Origin of the sequence: Blastopirellula marina DSM 3645 (assembly GCF_000153105.1) — a bacterium.
Lineage (GTDB): Bacteria > Planctomycetota > Planctomycetia > Pirellulales > Pirellulaceae > Blastopirellula > Blastopirellula marina.
Genome location: NZ_CH672376.1, coordinates 2,834,290 through 2,850,685, shown reverse-complemented (window position 1 = coordinate 2,850,685; position 16,396 = coordinate 2,834,290). Strand labels below are relative to the sequence as shown.

Annotated in this window: 14 protein-coding genes; 13 read left to right on the top strand and 1 reads right to left on the bottom strand. The window is 57.3% G+C overall.

From position 1 onward, the window contains the following. Window positions 1-88: 88 nt before the first annotated feature. The 11 genes from DSM3645_RS13490 to DSM3645_RS13440 are packed head-to-tail and all read left to right on the top strand — an operon-like array spanning window position 89 to window position 10,333. A complete protein-coding gene (locus tag DSM3645_RS13490) occupies window positions 89-688 on the top strand; it encodes a type IV pilus modification PilV family protein (RefSeq protein ID WP_002652754.1) in 600 nt (199 codons plus the stop codon). Beyond that, window positions 669-1,475 carry a PulJ/GspJ family protein gene (locus DSM3645_RS13485; RefSeq protein ID WP_081444817.1) on the top strand — a complete coding sequence of 269 codons (807 nt, stop codon included), beginning with the start codon at window positions 669-671 and terminating at the stop codon, window positions 1,473-1,475. Before DSM3645_RS13490 ends, DSM3645_RS13485 begins: the two co-directional genes overlap by 20 nt. Beyond that, window positions 1,472-3,676, top strand: coding sequence for a LamG domain-containing protein (locus DSM3645_RS13480; RefSeq protein WP_002652752.1), 2,205 nt, complete (start codon window positions 1,472-1,474; stop codon window positions 3,674-3,676). The genes DSM3645_RS13485 and DSM3645_RS13480 overlap by 4 nt, the downstream gene beginning before the upstream one ends. A 27-nt stretch (window positions 3,677-3,703) precedes the next feature. Next, window positions 3,704-3,937, top strand: a complete 234-nt coding sequence (locus DSM3645_RS13475) for a hypothetical protein (protein WP_040351827.1) — start codon at window positions 3,704-3,706, stop codon at window positions 3,935-3,937. Between the two features lies 1 nt (window position 3,938). Beyond that, window positions 3,939-4,526, top strand: coding sequence for a pilus assembly FimT family protein (locus DSM3645_RS13470; protein WP_002652750.1), 588 nt, complete (start codon window positions 3,939-3,941; stop codon window positions 4,524-4,526). Between the two features lie 60 nt (window positions 4,527-4,586). Then, a complete protein-coding gene (gene pilM / locus DSM3645_RS13465; protein WP_002652749.1) occupies window positions 4,587-5,633 on the top strand; it encodes a type IV pilus assembly protein PilM in 1,047 nt (348 codons plus the stop codon). Window positions 5,634-5,654: 21 nt separating this feature from the next. After that, entirely contained in the window at window positions 5,655-6,359 is a 705-nt protein-coding gene (locus tag DSM3645_RS13460; protein WP_002652748.1) for a hypothetical protein, read from the top strand. 12 nt (window positions 6,360-6,371) lie between these two features. Further along, a complete protein-coding gene (gene pilO, locus DSM3645_RS13455; RefSeq protein WP_002652747.1) occupies window positions 6,372-6,938 on the top strand; it encodes a type 4a pilus biogenesis protein PilO in 567 nt (188 codons plus the stop codon). 59 nt (window positions 6,939-6,997) lie between these two features. Beyond that, window positions 6,998-7,636 carry a hypothetical protein gene (locus tag DSM3645_RS13450; RefSeq protein WP_002652746.1) on the top strand — a complete coding sequence of 213 codons (639 nt, stop codon included), beginning with the start codon at window positions 6,998-7,000 and terminating at the stop codon, window positions 7,634-7,636. Window positions 7,637-7,673: 37 nt separating this feature from the next. Beyond that, window positions 7,674-9,833: a type II secretion system protein GspD gene (locus tag DSM3645_RS13445; RefSeq protein WP_002652745.1), complete on the top strand. Its 2,160-nt coding sequence runs from the start codon at window positions 7,674-7,676 to the stop codon at window positions 9,831-9,833. Further along, on the top strand, window positions 9,830-10,333 hold the full coding sequence (locus tag DSM3645_RS13440) for a tetratricopeptide repeat protein (RefSeq protein WP_002652744.1): 504 nt from the start codon (window positions 9,830-9,832) through the stop codon (window positions 10,331-10,333). Before DSM3645_RS13445 ends, DSM3645_RS13440 begins: the two co-directional genes overlap by 4 nt. Window positions 10,334-10,424: 91 nt before the next feature. Here the strand turns inward: DSM3645_RS13440 and DSM3645_RS13435 are convergent, their stop codons facing one another. After that, entirely contained in the window at window positions 10,425-11,402 is a 978-nt protein-coding gene (locus DSM3645_RS13435) for a DUF6666 family protein (RefSeq protein ID WP_002652743.1), read from the bottom strand. Between the two features lie 468 nt (window positions 11,403-11,870). Between DSM3645_RS13435 and DSM3645_RS28280 the strand changes: the two genes are divergently transcribed. After that, window positions 11,871-14,777, top strand: a complete 2,907-nt coding sequence (locus tag DSM3645_RS28280; RefSeq protein WP_002652742.1) for a protein kinase domain-containing protein — start codon at window positions 11,871-11,873, stop codon at window positions 14,775-14,777. 69 nt (window positions 14,778-14,846) lie between these two features. Next, window positions 14,847-15,992 carry an EAL domain-containing protein gene (locus tag DSM3645_RS13425; RefSeq protein WP_002652741.1) on the top strand — a complete coding sequence of 382 codons (1,146 nt, stop codon included), beginning with the start codon at window positions 14,847-14,849 and terminating at the stop codon, window positions 15,990-15,992. Window positions 15,993-16,396 lie beyond the last annotated feature (404 nt).

The window sequence follows — 16,396 nt, the reverse complement described above, 5'->3', positions numbered from 1 at the left end:
GAGGGGTGAAGTTCGCTGCGCGGCGAGGAAGCTAGGAGCTTGAGGGGACCTCGCCGCGTTTTTTTATTTCTCATTCACTCAGCCCGCCATGCGACTCCACTACCAACTCCCACGCCGCGGATTCTCACTGATCGAAGCGTTAGTTTGTCTAACGATCATCACGATCACTTCGGCTGCGCTGCTGCTGAGCGTCGAAAGCACTCTGGAAGCGACCATGGACGCCCAGGAGATGACGATCGCCTCGGGGCTGGCCGATCAAATGCTGGACGAAATCCTGGGACAAGACTGGGTCGATCCGGCGCTGAGCGATCCCTATCCAACGTCGCTTGGCGCCGCTTCCAGCGAGACAAATGCGGAGGGGCGAACCAGATTTAACGATACCGACGATTACAACGACTATTCATCGACCCCGCCTGAGGCGATCGACGGAATAGCGCTTGGACAAAGCGACGGGGCAGGGCGATACTTGCCGGCCAGCTTTCGGATGAGTAACACGTTTATGCAGCGTTGGCGCTGCAAATGTGAAGTCTATTACGTCGACAAAGATGATCTGGGCAGGGAGCTCGACGACAGCAACGCCGGCCCTTATCGCGCGATTGAAGTGAGCATCTTCCATCAAGATGGAACCGATTGGCGCGAAGTCCTGACACGGCGAAGGGTATTCACGTATGTACCACCGACGACCTAAGCGTCTGAAACGCCGCGGCATGACGCTTGCCGAAATGCTAGTGGCGACCGCTATCATGGGCATGATGGCCGCTGCGCTCAGTACGATCGCTTTGGCGGTGCAAATGGCCCACGAATACGCCGCCGACCAAGGCGTCATGGCGCAGCATGCTCGAGTGATCATCGAGCGAATTCAACGCGCCTTCGCCGGCGCGACCGCCAGCGAGTCGTTTCCCGGCGCCCAAGTCATCACCTACAACGATTCCACTTACACTTTTCCGCAAGCGATCGCGATCTGGCGCCCCGAGACCATCGCGCTGGATCCAGACGGATCGCCGCGAATCGAAGAATTGAGGTTTTTCGCATCCGATCCGGACGAGCCCAATCGCTTGCTCGAATTTCAAGCGACAGGCGACACCCGACCGGCGCCCACCACCGCCGCCGGATGGCGCGATCTGGTCGAAGCGTTACTGGACGATGACGATGTCGAGAAGATCGATTTAACCGATCTCATCGCCGCCCCTAAGCTGGTCGCCGGCGGCGAGCGATCGTACAGCACGCTCCGATTTGAGATGCGTGTGCGCCCCGATGCGGCCGAAGTCGCCGATATGCGCGACGGCCTGAAGAGTTGGACGTCGCTCCGGTGGCCGCAAAGATCGTATGGACTCCACTCAGGCACGCGTCAGTCGTGGATCGCATTTCAATTTCAAGTCGCGCCTAACGCGGCGGCGGCGAAGCAGTCGTCGGTTGACGTCGAAGCAGCGCCTTTCTTCGGCTCGGCCTCTCTTTATTACACGCTGAACCAATGAACCGGGATCGCAAGCAACACGTAGTTCTCCGACCACGACGACAAGGAATCGCCGTCGTGATCGTGCTTGCGCTGCTCTCCATCACGCTGGCGATGTCCTACGCGATGATGCGCACGCAGATGAGCGCCTCTCAGATCGAACGAAATATGCATCGCGCTGGATCTGCGCGGCACGCGGCGTTATCTGGCTTGGCGATCGGCGTACGAAAAATGCACGCCGCCAACTGGCAGGGAGTCGGCGTCACCGTGAGCGGGTCGCTGAGCGACAACGAAAGCTACATCGTCACCTACGAGACAGGCGATGCGAAATTGACCGCAGCCGATCCCGACTGGGGCGAGTATCCTTACCGCGTCACCGTTCGCGCCATTGGAATCGCGTTTGATCCGCTCGATACGACCTACAAGTCTGAATATGCCGCCGAAGCGGTCGTCCAGCTGGTCCGCAAACGCCGCACCGCCAATCCGGCCCATTTCACAACGTCGCAAGCCTATACGAGCTATCTCTGGGGAACCCAGACCAACAGCATTGAGATGCCGATCTCGCTGAATGGTCCGACGCATATTCAGGGAGAACTGCGGCTTTGCGAGTCGATGCCTTCCACGACGCGCCCCTTTTATGGCTTGATCGATGAGCTGGCGATTTACGACTACGAGGTTGGAGGTCTGAGTCTCCTGTTTACGACACTGGCCGGCAATTCGAGCGACACGGGTCTCTACAATCAGTTGAATGCGATGGGCCCCAGATATTGGTGGCGATTCAACGAATCGTCATCCACCGCCGCAACAGTCGCCGCCCAAGCAGGCGGGAGAACCGGAACCTATGGTGGCGGTACGTTGCCTGGCGTCGTCGTCTCTGGCTCAAACCGTGCAACCTTCTTCGACGGTGAAAATGGACATGTGGATCTCGGAAAATTTGAACTTCCCTCGTCCGGAAGATTCAGCATTATCGCCTGGATCGCTCCATTCAACGGCGACGACGACAATGAGCAAGGGCGAATTATTTCCAAGTCGACGGGAGTTGACGCCTGGGACCATACCTTCATGTTTGGGTTGGATAACGGCGACAGCAACCCTCGATTAAGGGCTCGGCTGCACCGAAGCAACTATACCTACACTTATACTGCCAGCGGCGGAACGCTTTCGTTTTCGCAATGGGCCTGCGTTGCGCTCACCTTTGACGGATATCAATACCGGTTCTACAAGAACGGATTTTTGATCTCCACCCATGGGATCGGAGGTTCGCCGGTCAACAATCCGGCGGCTAGCGTCTGGATCGGCGACAATCCTCCGGGAAGTCCCCGAACGCGTTACTTGGGCGATCTTTTGAGCATGAAGAACGCAGGGCAAGGAGACTATCGCCCACTGACCGGCGAGATTCGCTTGAATCAATCGACCAACTCCAACGCCAATTGGCTGACCTTGTCTCGAATGCTCGGCCTGACAGTCAACTATTCCAATTTCAGCGTGACGACGCCGACGGAAATCACCGCTTCGGCCAGCACCTATCGGCTCTATCCCGGAGGAAAGAGCTACTCGGCGACCTCGATTTCCGGCAATATCAATAATCGCACCTACGCGCCCGACATGCTGGAGAATCCGCTGGGCGTTTTGCGACTGAACGGCAACACAACTCTCGGCAATCGCGTGACGATTGACGGCATGTGCATCACGCCTAGCGACGGAGTCGACCTAACCGTCAGCGGCGACGATGTCCAACTGCGAGCGACGACGTTGCCAGCACTGGTCGGGGAATCTTCGGTTTGGCAATTGCCGGCGATCTATGGCCGTGACGACGTGCTGATCGAGGATGCGAGAGTTACGATCGATGGCGCCGTGATCGTAGGGGATCGTTTTGAGATCGAAGAGGGAAAAGATGATACAAGCTGCGTCTTGACCGGAATGCTGCACGCACAACGAGCGACCGTAGGAACGCGCCGCAGTTGGGATTACCACTCTTCAGGTTGGGAATCGCAGCTTTCGCAATTCGTCAATGCGACCGGCGGAGATGCCGACGACTATTTTCCGCAATGGTTGGACCAAGAACGAGATCTGGATTTGAACCAGAATCTCTCGATTTCCCCCCCCGCCGAGGCGAAAAGCTACTATTGGCCCGATCTGTCACAACCGATATACGTAGCGGATCCCGGCGACGAAGGCCTCGTATGGGAATATATTCGGCGCAGTGAAAACGGCGCAAGTTAAACGACTCGATTTAGGAGCTGAATTGCGATGAACAAGGAAAAACGGTGGTTTGTCCTGCTAGGACTAAACGCTTTAGCAATCCTAACCATGATCTCGTGGCAATCCTGGGCTGCGCCGCCGGCCGCGAACTTGCCGTTCGCCAACGCCGTGACGCAACGCGAGCAGATGATCCAATATCTCAAAGAGTCGAATCAGTTGCTGAAAGAGCAGAATACCTTGCTCCGCAGCGGAAAACTGAAAGTGGAAATCGTGGAGAAATAGGTTGACGCCTGGACTGGCTCAAAATCGCGGCGGCTTTACGCTGATCGAACTGTTGTTAGTCGTGGCGCTAATCAGCGTCATCACGGCGATCGTTTTGCCGCAGCTTGCGCCGACCTTTGATCAACAGCTGCAAAGCTGCGGCGAGATTCTCGTCTCTGACTTGGACTATGCGCGAAGCCTGGCGATCGCCAATGGCTCGACTTATCGCGTCACTTTCGACACGGCCGCCAATACCTATACGCTGACGCATGTCGGCTCGAACGTGACGCTCGACAAGTTGCCGCACTCACCGTTTCACAATACTGACGCGAATCCCAATCAGCAGGTGACGTCGCTCTGGGACCTGCCGCATGTCGGCGTAAGCGTTACGATCATTGGAGCCGTCATAACCGGCGGCAGCGACACCCTGACAACCTTCGTCGAATTTGGCCCACTAGGAGAAACTGCCGCGACGCGGCCCACAATCATTTGGCTGCGCGCCGGGAGTGGCGTAGATTCCAAATACGCGGCCGTGCGGATTCATCCGATTACCGGCATCGCCGCCTATGAAGAACCTACCCAAGTCACTCCGAGTATTCCCGCCTCTTAGCGGCTGTCGACATGCGACAGACGGAAGCGGAATCCTCCTCGTTCGTCTTCGTTAGCAAGCATGATTCGCCTTCCCTTTAATTCGACCGGTCCGATCGGCGTCGACATCGGCTCACGTTCGATCAAAATGGTGCAATTCACCGCTGATCGGCAGCAGCTGTTCGAATACGCCAACTACGATCTTCCCGGCGGGGGAGCCGAGAGCGTACCGACAGGCGAAAGTCTGCAAGCCGCCCTAAAACAGTGCATGGAAGGGAGACGCTTTCGCGGCAAAGACGCCATCGTATGCGTCGGTCGTCGCGATCTGTTTTTGCAAAACATTCGCATTCCCAAAAACGAAACCAAGCCGCTCGAACTGCTGGTCCAACAAGAAGCGGCCGGGCGCATTCCGTATTCGGTCACCGATGCTGAAATTCGCCATTTCGCCACGTGCGACGTACGTCAGGGAGATGTCGCCGCCCAAGAAGTGGTGGTCATGGCCTGCCACCGCCCGACGCTCGAACTCCGCCTAGAAGCGATTGAAGCTTCCGGATTAAGGCCGTTGGCGGTCGATGTCGAACCGGCGGCGATTCTGCGCAGCTATTGCAATCAATATCGCCGCGAATCGGATATCACCGATCGCGTCTTATACGTTCATATCGGCAACACTACCACGGTGGTCGTTATCGCCGAAGGCGAAAAGATCTTGTTCATCAAGTATCTCGACCTGGGCGGACGGCAATTTGACGAAGCGGTTGAGAAGCGCCTCGACATGTCGTCGCAGCAAGCGGCCGACTTGCGTAAACACAACGGCGATCGCCGGCGCACTCAACAAGACCCGGAAATCGCTCGCAGTCTGGCCGAAGCGACGCGCCCGATTGTAGAAAAGCTGCTGGCCGAAATGTCGATGTGCATTCGCTATCACAGTGTGACGTTCCGCGGCAAACCTTTGGTCCGTTTGGTTCTGTCCGGCGGAGAAGCGAACGATCAATTGGCGGACGTTTTGACCAAACGGCTCTCGCTCGACGCCGAACTGGGCGATCCGCTCCGCGCTTATGACGAAACGCAACAAATCACGCGCCGCGGTATCTGGGATGTCGCCGCGGGGCTGGCCTTGCGGGAAACGTAAACGCGTTTCCAGGAAACAATCATGCAAGACATCGACTTTTTACCGAAAAAATTTCGCGATCGGCGCAAACGCCGCCGAGCCAGTCTCTACCGCTGGATCGGCGTTGCGTCGATCGGCGCATTGCTCGCGGTCGCCGCTCTGCTGCAACTAGGCGTCCAACATCAATTGCAGGTTCAGCGCGATGCGCTGGAGCCGGCGTATCTTGCGGCCGTCGCCAAGCGCGATCTACTCGTCAATTTGCAATTCAATCTGACCGAGCATCGAAACGAAGCGCAGCTTTATGCGACGCTCAAGAGCCATTGGCCGACGACGCAATTGCTGGCCTGCCTGACAGGGCCAACCCCCGAGACCTTGTCGTTTCGCGAGTTGAAACTCTACCAAGAGATCGCTTCGGTCGCTCGACGCCGTGAAGAAGAAGACGCAGCGGCGGCGAATCAAAAATCGGCGACGCTGCGCGACTTTGAGTTCTTTTTATCCGAGCGTCAAAAGCGAACCGCCAAGTTCGATGTCGACGGCGCGGTGATGGACGTTTCGCAGTTGTACGAATACCTGGTGAAGCTTAACGATCACCCCCTCGTGCAACGCGCCATCATCGAATCGGTGGAGCCGGTCGCCCAAGGAGACGACTCGGGGCGATCCGATTTTGAACTCCAAGTCGTTTTGACTCCCCCGCCGGGAATCCGTGCGGTTCCCGCAGCGTCCACCGCTTTGCGGCAAGGGCGATAAGGAAACCAACTCATGGCCGAATCCGTTTTCAACGCCAAAAAGAATAAAACCGTCAAATGGCAGTATGTCGTCGTCGTGGCGGCCATCGCCGTTGCGTACGCTGCGTTCGTCTACTTGCCGCGGCAACGACATATCTCGGCGCTGCGCGATGAAATTACCTTGATGAAATCGACCATCGACTCGGAAGAGGCGATCGATACGCAATTGGCGACGGTTCAAGAGGAATTCGATCAGGTCGAAAAATTCCTCGACTCCTGGCACGCCGTTTCGGAAAAAGATATCGACGCCGGCCGCGTCTATCATCTGCTGACATCGCAAGCACGCGAAGCTGGCGCCGAAAAACTGAGCCTGGTCCCGATGCCCGAGCAACGTCACGCCAGCTTAATCTCCCAACCTGTCCAAATTGGCTGTCAGGCCCGGTTTGCCGAGGTTCACGCCATGTTGAAACGTTTTGAGCAGCTTCCCTACGTCCTTTGGGTGAGAAGCATCGAGCTGTCTCCGCTATCACCCGGCGATGATGTTTTGAAATGCGAGCTAACCTTGGAGTTTTTTGTCGATTTTGACGGTAAATCCGGTTAGCTCAACGCTATCAGCGGCCGATACATAAGGAGACGGAGCGGAAACGTTCTGCAGAGACCATGAAATCGCAATCCTTGATCCCACGGATCAAAAAAGAGATCCAAAAGAGCCCGCAGAAGGCTGCGGTGCTGGCCGGGCTATTTTTGATCGCGATTTGGTTTTGGACGCCGTTGGTCATCAAATGGATGCCTGCCATGAAGTCCAAGCCGGCCTCCAGCGCCGTCGCAAAAGTTCAGCCGTTGGTCGTCACGCCGAAAGCGTCGGCGCCGACCACGGAAGACGACATGAACTGGCGAACCTGGGCGAAACGAATGAAGGAGAATCCTCGGATGCAATCGGCCGACCTTCCGAAAGATTCGCTCGACCCGTTTCGCAAGCAGAAAGTCGCCGTTTCCGAGTCACCGGCAGATAAGATCGCCGCGCCTGTCGCGGTGGTCGCTCCTCGGCCGGATGACTTGTTTGTTCGCTCGGTAATCGTCGGTCGCAAGCGAGCGATCGCGCGAATTAATCAGGCGAACTACGAAGTAGGAGACGTGGTGCAATCGAATCAAGGAGCCGATTTCGTCGTCAGTTCGATCGAACCGACCGGCGTCATACTCGCTCGCAACGGAGAGAAATTCGATTTGCCGCTCAAAACTTATGATGCGATCGAATCGAACCATACGCTGGTGATGCGGCAGGGATCGCAGCAGCCGTAACACGGCAAAACCATTTACTTACCGACATGGAAGTCGAATGCAATTCTTACTCCGAACAACGGTCTTCGTACTGTGCGCCGTCGCTGGCGTCGCTGCTGCGATCGGATTGGTTCACTATTCGGACGATCTGCTCGACAGCCCCATGTTCGCCGCTTCGCAAGTCGCGGCGCCCCCCGAATCGCCGCCGCCGATTGCGTCAGCCGTGACCACGCCGACTCCGGCGATAGCTCCCTACGTACCGGCGGTGACTCAACAGGTCGATATCGATAGCTTGAAAAGGAGCATCGAAGCGGTCAATGATCGACAAAGCGAAAGCTTTCAATTTTTCACCAAGGCGCTCGATTCGATCCGGGACGTCGCCGAAACCAGCATCAACGCCCAAAAAGAGAATCCGCCGGTCAATCCGGCCGTCGCCCCCATGAACGGCGTGATTCAGGCTCCTCCGCCGGTCGCCGACACGACGCCAGCCGACATGCGGCCGACACCCCAGAACGAACTGCCCGAGCCGAAACCATTGCCGACCGGCCCCCGCATCGTACGCGGCGAAGGGGACGACGGCCTGACGATCGTGATTCAAGACACCGACATTCGCGAAGTGCTGGAGATGTTAAGCGAGCAGGGGAATCTCAACATCCTGCCGACCAACAGCGTGCGCGGCACGGTTTCGGCTTCGCTTTCTAAAGTGGATGTGCAAACCGCGCTGAACGCCATTTTGCGTTCGACCGGATATATCACGCTGGAAGAAAACAATTTCATTTACGTGGGTACGCCGGCCGAGCTTCACGCGATGAACAATATGGCCGATCGCGTGCAAACGCGGATCTATCGACCGAACTACGTTCGCGCCGTCGACCTGCAAACGCTGTTGACGCCGTTGCTAACCGCCGAAGTCGGGGTCATCAGCGTGTCGTCCGCTTCTCAGGTCGGAATCTCCGCCGATAGCAACGCCGCCGGAGGAGACGATTTTGCAGGCACCGAAGCGGTGATCGTCCGCGACTTTGAACACAAACTGAACGAAATCGACGAAGCGGTGCGCGAACTCGACCGTCGTCCGCTGCAAGTTGCGATCGAAGCGACCATCCTGTCAGTCAAACTGGACGACAGCTTGAACCTCGGGGTCAATTTCGAGGCGCTGATCGACAAGAACAAGGTCCGCTTGGTTTCCGGTTTTCCGCTATCAGCGCTCGACCAGATCAAACTGACCGATGGGGGACTGAAGTTTGGCTTTCTCGATTCGAGCCTGGGAGTCTTTATTGACGCGTTGGAATCGTTTGGCGACACCAGCGTCATCGCTTCGCCGCAATTGCTAGTGTTGAACAAACAACGCGCCGAGATTTTGATCGGCGAACAAAAAGGTTATATCAGCACTACGGTCACCGAGACGGCGTCGACCCAGTCGGTTGAGTTTCTGGAAATCGGTACGCAGCTTCGCCTGCGTCCGTTTATCACCGATGACGGCATGGTTCGTCTGGAAGTTCACCCCGAAATTTCTGACGGCGATGTCAAAGTCGAGGGCCAATTTACGTTGCCCAACAAGATTGTGACCCAAGTGACGACCAATGTCATTTGCCCGGATGGCCGCACCATCATCATCGGCGGTTTGATCAAAAGCGACCTTCGCAAAAAGGGCTCGCAAATACCCTACTTGGGAAGCATCCCTATCTTGGGGCCTGCATTTCGCCAGAAGCAAGAGACGACGGTGCGTGACGAGTTGATCGTGCTGCTCACCCCGCGAATTGTCGACGCCGCCCATATCCCCAGTGATGGGGAAGAGCTGCGCGGAGTCTTTGAACAACAACATGAAAACATGGCCGACAAAATGTCGCCGCTCGGCAAACGCTATCTGGGACGCAAGTATTATCGCTTGGCGACGGCGGCCTGGGCGACCGGCGACGCTTACTCGGCGCTTCGCTACTGCAATCTCTCGATCCATTTTGACAACGGCAATTTGGAAGCGGCTGAACTGCGCAACGTTGTGACGCAGCAATCGGGTCTCGGCGATCGATCGGTGGTCACTCACTTGCGTGAAGGCTGGGTCCCTCCCAGTCCGCCGCGACCGGTGCAGGTCTCGCCCTGGCACATCGAACAAATCCAAACGCCGCCGGTCGTCGCGCCGCATGAGTATGCTCCCGCGCCGGTCGTCAGGCCCGAAGACTTTTCTCCCGCTCCTTATCCGCTCCCTGAGATGAACCCATGATCCGCACTCTCTGCGTCATCGCTTTCACCTTGTCCAGCGGCGTCGGTTGTTCGAGCTTGCCCAGCTGGAGCGAACCAATTTTGCACCCTGGCCGGGATGTCGAAGAGCGCAAAGCGGAACTAGCCGAGACGCTTTCCGAGCGTCGCGCCGATACCCAATTGAAAGCGGCTCAGGCTCGCTTCGCCGCCGGCGAAACCGCGAAGTGCCGCACCTTGGTCGAAGAATCGCTGTCGCTTCGCCCTGATTCGATTCCGGCCCTGCGTCTCGCGGCGGAAGTCGCGTTGGCCGAAGATCGCGGCGCCGACGCAATCAGCTACTATCGCCGCTTGTCCGAAGTACAACCAGGCGACGCCCAGACGCATCATCTGCTGGGCGTGGCGCTAGAAATCGAAGGCCAAGTGATCGAAGCCAATCAACACTTCGAACGCGCCGCTCAACTAGCGCCCGGCAATCCGATCTATCAGATGAGCCAATTGCCGACCAAGCCGCCGCTGCGCTAGAGCCGTCAGCGCAGCCCGTACTTTTCTTCGCATTTTCCTCGCTTGCGCTTCGGACTACAAAAAGTTTGAATCGTCGTCTATACGGCGTTGCTTACCGGGACAAGTCGGTGACAAACGTCGGACTGCCGGCGACCGGCAAGAGCGGCGAGAAGGTTTTTCGTCGCCATCCCAGTGCGCCTCCGCCTGGATAGAACGCGAAGCCGAGATAGGCGTCGACCGAGCCGGTGTCGGCTGGCGTGACAAAGTTCGCTTCGCCGAAAATCGCCCAATGATCGCTCACCGGGCAATGCAGGTCGGCGCCAAAGACGACGACAGAATTGGTTCCTTGCGTGTTCATCAGCGCGGCGTTCTCTTGACCATGCGAATCGGCGGCGCCGAGCCACATCGTCGTCTGACTGCCGTATTGCCACAGGTGACGCCAGAAGAAACTCCCCTGCGCCAATGGACGTAAATGAACGGCGTTGCCCGCCCAATTGGCGTCGGAACCCGACATCGGCAAACTGCCCATGACGCCGATTTCGTCGCGATTGGTAAGGTCATAGCCAACCCGTCCGCGCCATTGGCTGAGCGTTTCGGTATCGTAGTCTTGCTGATAAAGAACGTCCCAAGCCAACGCCCAGTTCCAACCGCTATCGGCCCGCTGAAACAGTCCGATCGTCGTAAAGCTTTGCGTGCGACTCGACGAGCCTTCTAAAGCGTGCGTCACGGCGACGGCATGATCGGTCTGCGTGACGGCAGTACCGATCTGCAGCCCGAGACTATGATCGAACGACAACGGCGCCCCCCAGTTAATGTGGGCCCGTCCGCCAAAATGTGCGTTCACGCCGAAGTCTTGCGGCTGCTTCGAACCATCGAGCCCTAAGAACAGCTCGAGACTATCGGTCCAGTTCCAACAATATGCCTTGGGCGGATTCAGCGGATAGGTGGGCGCCTCTGAGAAACCCGCATGACGCTCCATCTCATCCATCGAGATCGGCGAATCGTGTTCGGTCATCCAAGTTTGGGCGACGCCCATCGTCGGCAGGCAAGCCAAACAAACCAATGACCAACCAAACGTCCAACGCCACATATTCGATCACACCCGTCCGTGGAAATTGAGGGCGCACGGCTTCCGACGCATCCTGCGACCGCGCATTACGCAACTTATCGTCGGTTATTTTGACCATCAATTGAAAGGGTTCCTCAACGCCGTCCGACAACCGGGACAAGCCTCACTATTGGTTCTGGTAACACCATCGCTGCATCACGCAAAATGCAAGTCGAACAGCAGCTGGAGGTCGCCGGGGATTCGCCGATCGCGGCAAGTTTCACCTCGTCCACCGTTTAGCTAGGCGTCGCACTCGGTTTCAGAGCCGCGAACGACGTTCGCAGTCGCAACTTTCCCACGAAACGAGAACCATCACGCCGCCAGCCGAGGGGTGCGGTTATCAACAGCCATCGGGAAAAGGGATGAAAAGTATCCTACGTTTTTAGTGCTGGACTCCCGTTTTCTCGATCAGCTTGCCGCGACAGGGCAAACGAGACACCGAAACGCGCTATGACTGAAGATCCGCTCGACAAGACTGGTGTAATCTCTGACGACGATTTTATCGGCGATCCTTCCTGGTCGGACGGCATGCGGGAACTATGCGCTCGGCTTGCACAAACCGAAGTCGATCACGCCGCTGATTTGCGCAGCAGTTACGGCCCATCGTCGCCGCTCCCCTCTCTCGGCAAACGCTATCAGCCGATTCGAAAACTGGGCCAAGGCGGCATGGGAGCCGTATATCTCACCGCCGATACCCAAACCGGCGGCCTGGTCGCGGCCAAAGTTCTGCCGCCAGAGTCTTTGCCCAACAAAGAAACGCTCCAGCGGTTTCAAAAAGAATCGCGGCTCCTGTCCGAAGTACAGCATCCCCACGTCGCCAACTTGCTGGATGTCGGTCGCTGCGGCGAAGTATCGTATCTGATCATGGAGTTGGTCGAAGGAACCGACCTGAAGGCCGTCGTGCAGAAGCAAGGAGCCTTACCCGAGCGCCTTGCGTTGCAGATCATCAGCGATGTCGCGGCCGCCTTGGCCACGGCTCATGACGCTGGCATCGTCCATCGCGACTTGAAGCCCGGCAATATCCTCCTTTCGGCCTCGCCGCTAATCGGCGCGTCGCCGCAGGAAGCGGTCTTTGCCGCGATCGCTGCCGAAACGCTTCCCACCGTGAAGCTGTCCGACTTTGGCCTCGCTCGCCATGTCGATCAGGCGGCGTCGCTTGATCTGACCAAAACCAGCGCCATGCTGGGAACTCCTTACTATATCTCTCCCGAACAATGCACCGACAAAGCGAAGGTGACTCCGGCGTCCGACGTTTACTCGCTCGGAGCAACGTTGTTTGAGCTACTGACAGGTCGACCTCCCTTTACCGGAGACGATCCGGTCCGACTGATCACGCGGCATTGCTTCGAGCAAGCTCCTGATCCGCGCAAGCTCAATCCGCAAATTAGCGATGGCGCCGCCGCGTTGGTGCAGAGAGCCTTGCAAAAGGCGCCGGCCGCACGTTTTGCCGATGCCGGACATATGCTCGCCGACCTGGATCGACTCGTACGCGGTGAAGCCAACAACATCGCGATTCATCCCGTGGTTCCCGAGGCGAATGGCAAAGTCTTCACCGCCCAATGGGAATGGGATTTCGACGGCCAGCCGGCTGATTTGTGGCCGCTCGTCTCCAATACCGAACGCATCAACGCCGCCGTCGGATTGCCGCCGGTCGAATACGTTAACCATCGCGACGAGCAAGGCGCGCTGCATCGCATCGGTTCGTTTCGACTCGGTTTCACGCGTCTAACGTGGGAAGAACATCCGTTTGAATGGGTCGAAGGACGACGCTTGGGCGTGTTGCGCGAGTTTCAGAATGGCCCGTTCCAGTGGTTTGTGAGCGTCGTGGAAGTAACGCCGCGACCGACCGGAGGAAGTCGCCTGACGCATCGCGTGCGCATTGCTCCCCGCGGCTGGCTCGGTCGCTTGATCGCCTATGTCGAAGTCAATCTCAAAGGTCGCAAGCCGCTCGATCGCGTCTATCGCCGAATCAACGAGATGGTGACCGGCCGGCTGAGCGGTTCGTCGGCGACCGATCCCTATGAGTCGGCGCCAAAAGTTTCGCACTCCTTGCACAAGAAGCTCGCTACGGCGCGTGCTCGCTTAGCGGCGGAAGTGAGCGAGACGACCAGTCTCGATCGCTTGCTGGAGTTTCTGGCCGTAAGCCCTCCGCAGGAACTCGCGCGAATTCGTCCCCGCGCGTTGGCGACGCGATTCCAGCTGAACCCCGATCAGTTTACGATCGCATGCTTGGCCGCGTGCCATGCGGGCTTGCTGGAAATGCACTGGGACGTACTTTGCCCCACTTGTCGCGTCGCAGCAGAAGTCAAGCAAACGCTGAGCGAGATTGACCGACATGCGCGGTGCGAAGCCTGCAACCATGATTTTGAGACCGATTTTTCCAGTTCGGTCGAGATGATCTTTCGCGTTCATCCTGAAATTCGTCAGGCCGATATTCGCACCTATTGCATCGGCGGGCCCGAACATGCGCCGCATGTCGTCGCCCAAACGCGATTGTCTCCCGGCGAACGGTTAGAGTTGGACCTGACGCTCGATCCAGGATCGTACATCCTGCGCGGGGCGCAACTTCCTTACACGGTCAGTCTCTCGGCCGAAGCGGCCTGCGGCTCAAATCGCCAACGAATTCGCCTGAACGCTGACGTGACCAATCACCGTCCGCTGCGCGTTGGCGCCGGCCGCCAACTGCTGACGCTGGTGAACGACTATCCGCACGCATTGGTGATTCGTCTAGAACGCGCAGCGGCCGCAAGCGATGCGATCACGGCCGCGGATGCGATGCGATTGCCTGAGTTCCGGAAACTTTTTCCAACAGAAATCATCACGCGCGATCGACTCTCGAACCTGGCGACCAGTACGCTGCTCGGGCTGCGCATCACTAACGTGCTCGACCTGTTTACGGCGCTAGGCGATGTTGAGACCTGCGATCGGGTTCAAGACACCTTCCAGTCGTGCCTTCGCATTGTACTGTCGCATCGCGGCAAACTGGTCAAAGAATCGGACGATCGGATACTGGCCGCTTTTTCTACGGCAAGTTCGGCGCTAACCGCCGCTTTAGAAATCCGACGCGACATCCTCGCCGCCGGCGCCCATTCGCCGCGTCTGCAGCTGGCGTTGCATCGCGGCATGACGATGTCGACCAGTTTCAACGGTCGCTCGGATGTATTCGGCCGTTCGGTCACCTTCGCCAATCATTTGCTCGACGCCAACGATTCACATGGGTTGGTGATCTCGCAAGAGCTGTTCGACGACGAAGATTGTCAAAATCTTTGTGCCGAGAACGGCCTGAACCTGCGTCCAATTTCTCACAACAAAACGTCAATCGCCTACGCGCTTAGCGGTTTCGCAACCCAATCATAGATCGACTTTACTTTACGTCTTACCTCGAAAATCTGTCCCCCATCTACCTTGATAACGAATGGTTCACGAATGAATCACTCTGGTTTGAATGCATCGCCCAACTCGCATGACCGCGAATTCGCCGCGCCGCCGCAGTGGTCGCTCGAAGGCTGTTTGCCCGATCATGCGTCGATTTCGCGAATCCCGCTCAAGACGTACCCTTTTTGCGCCGGCCGCAATTCGACCTGCGAACTGCAGGTCGCCTCTCCGAATGTTTCGAAGCAGCACGCCGCGTTACAACGGATCGACGACAAACTCATCATCGAGGACCTGGGGAGCACCAACGGCACTTTCGTCAATGGACACTCGATTTCTCAGCCCACTTTTGTTGGTCACGGCGATTTGATTCAATTGGCGGATGTCGAATTTCGTTTGCTCTTGTCCAGTGAGATCATCGCCGAGGTCGATTTCACCAACGTCAACAATCAACCGGAGCAGAACTGGACGATTTCACGCATGCACGAAGTGCTGAATGAAGGTCGCATGACGATCTTTTTTCAACCGATTGTTACCGGCGCCGCTCGCGAGGTTTTCGGTTACGAAGCGCTCGTCCGAACCGACGTGCCGGGGCTCGAATCTCCGCTTGCGCTCTTTGACGCCGCGTCGCGACTAGGCCTGGAAGTTCAACTGAGCCAAGCATGCCGAACCGAAGCGATCAAGACGCTGGAATCGTCTGGCGTGCCGGGGGCTCTCTTCCTCAACACGCATTGTCACGAACGTCTCGGACCGGAGCTGGTCGAATCAATGCGTGAGATTCGCAGACAAGCCGGCGATCGCACGCTCGTCTTAGAGATCCATGAAGAAGCGGCGACCAGCGTTCAATCACTGCGTGATTTCGCCGTCGCTTTGCGACAGCTTGGCGTACAACTTGCGTTTGATGATTTTGGCGTGGGCCAATCACGTTTGTTAGAACTGTCGCAAGTTTCGCCAGACTATCTCAAATTTGACCGCTCCCTCGTAAAAGATCTTCATCAAGGCGCGGCCCACACCGGACTGGTCGCCAACCTGCACAGAACAGCGGTTGAATTGGGCATCACCACATTGGCCGAAGGTCTGGAAACGCCGGAATCGATTGCGGCATGTGATGCGATTGGATTTACGCACTACCAAGGCTTCGCCTTCGGCCGCCCGCAGCCGATCGCCAACTTTATGACGTTTCCACCGCAGACAAGCTAGTCGAGAAGAAACTCGCTGCGTTGGAGAGAGCGAAAAGCCAGAAACCATCGTCCCCGAGCCGGACTCGCAATGCATTATCGATTGGCGCACAATGCCGACCAAAACTGGTGCGACGGCTGTCTAATCGAAGTCGTCTAGAACTCGGTTTTGTTGGTGCATTCGCGTCGATATGCTAAAATTCGCCTACCCAGGTTTGCCTAGAATCTGCGGCCTCCGCTCACCCTTGTTGCCCCTCCCTTGTTGAGGTTGTTCGCCTGACTGTTTCCACGCCGAGGGCGGCAACTCGACGCGAATACGCTTGTTGGCTGTTTGTTCCGAGCGCTCGATGAAAATAATGCGTTCGATCGAAGGCCGACGCTCGCACGATGACTGCGAACCTTCCTGCTCCTAACCTCCTTTGTTGG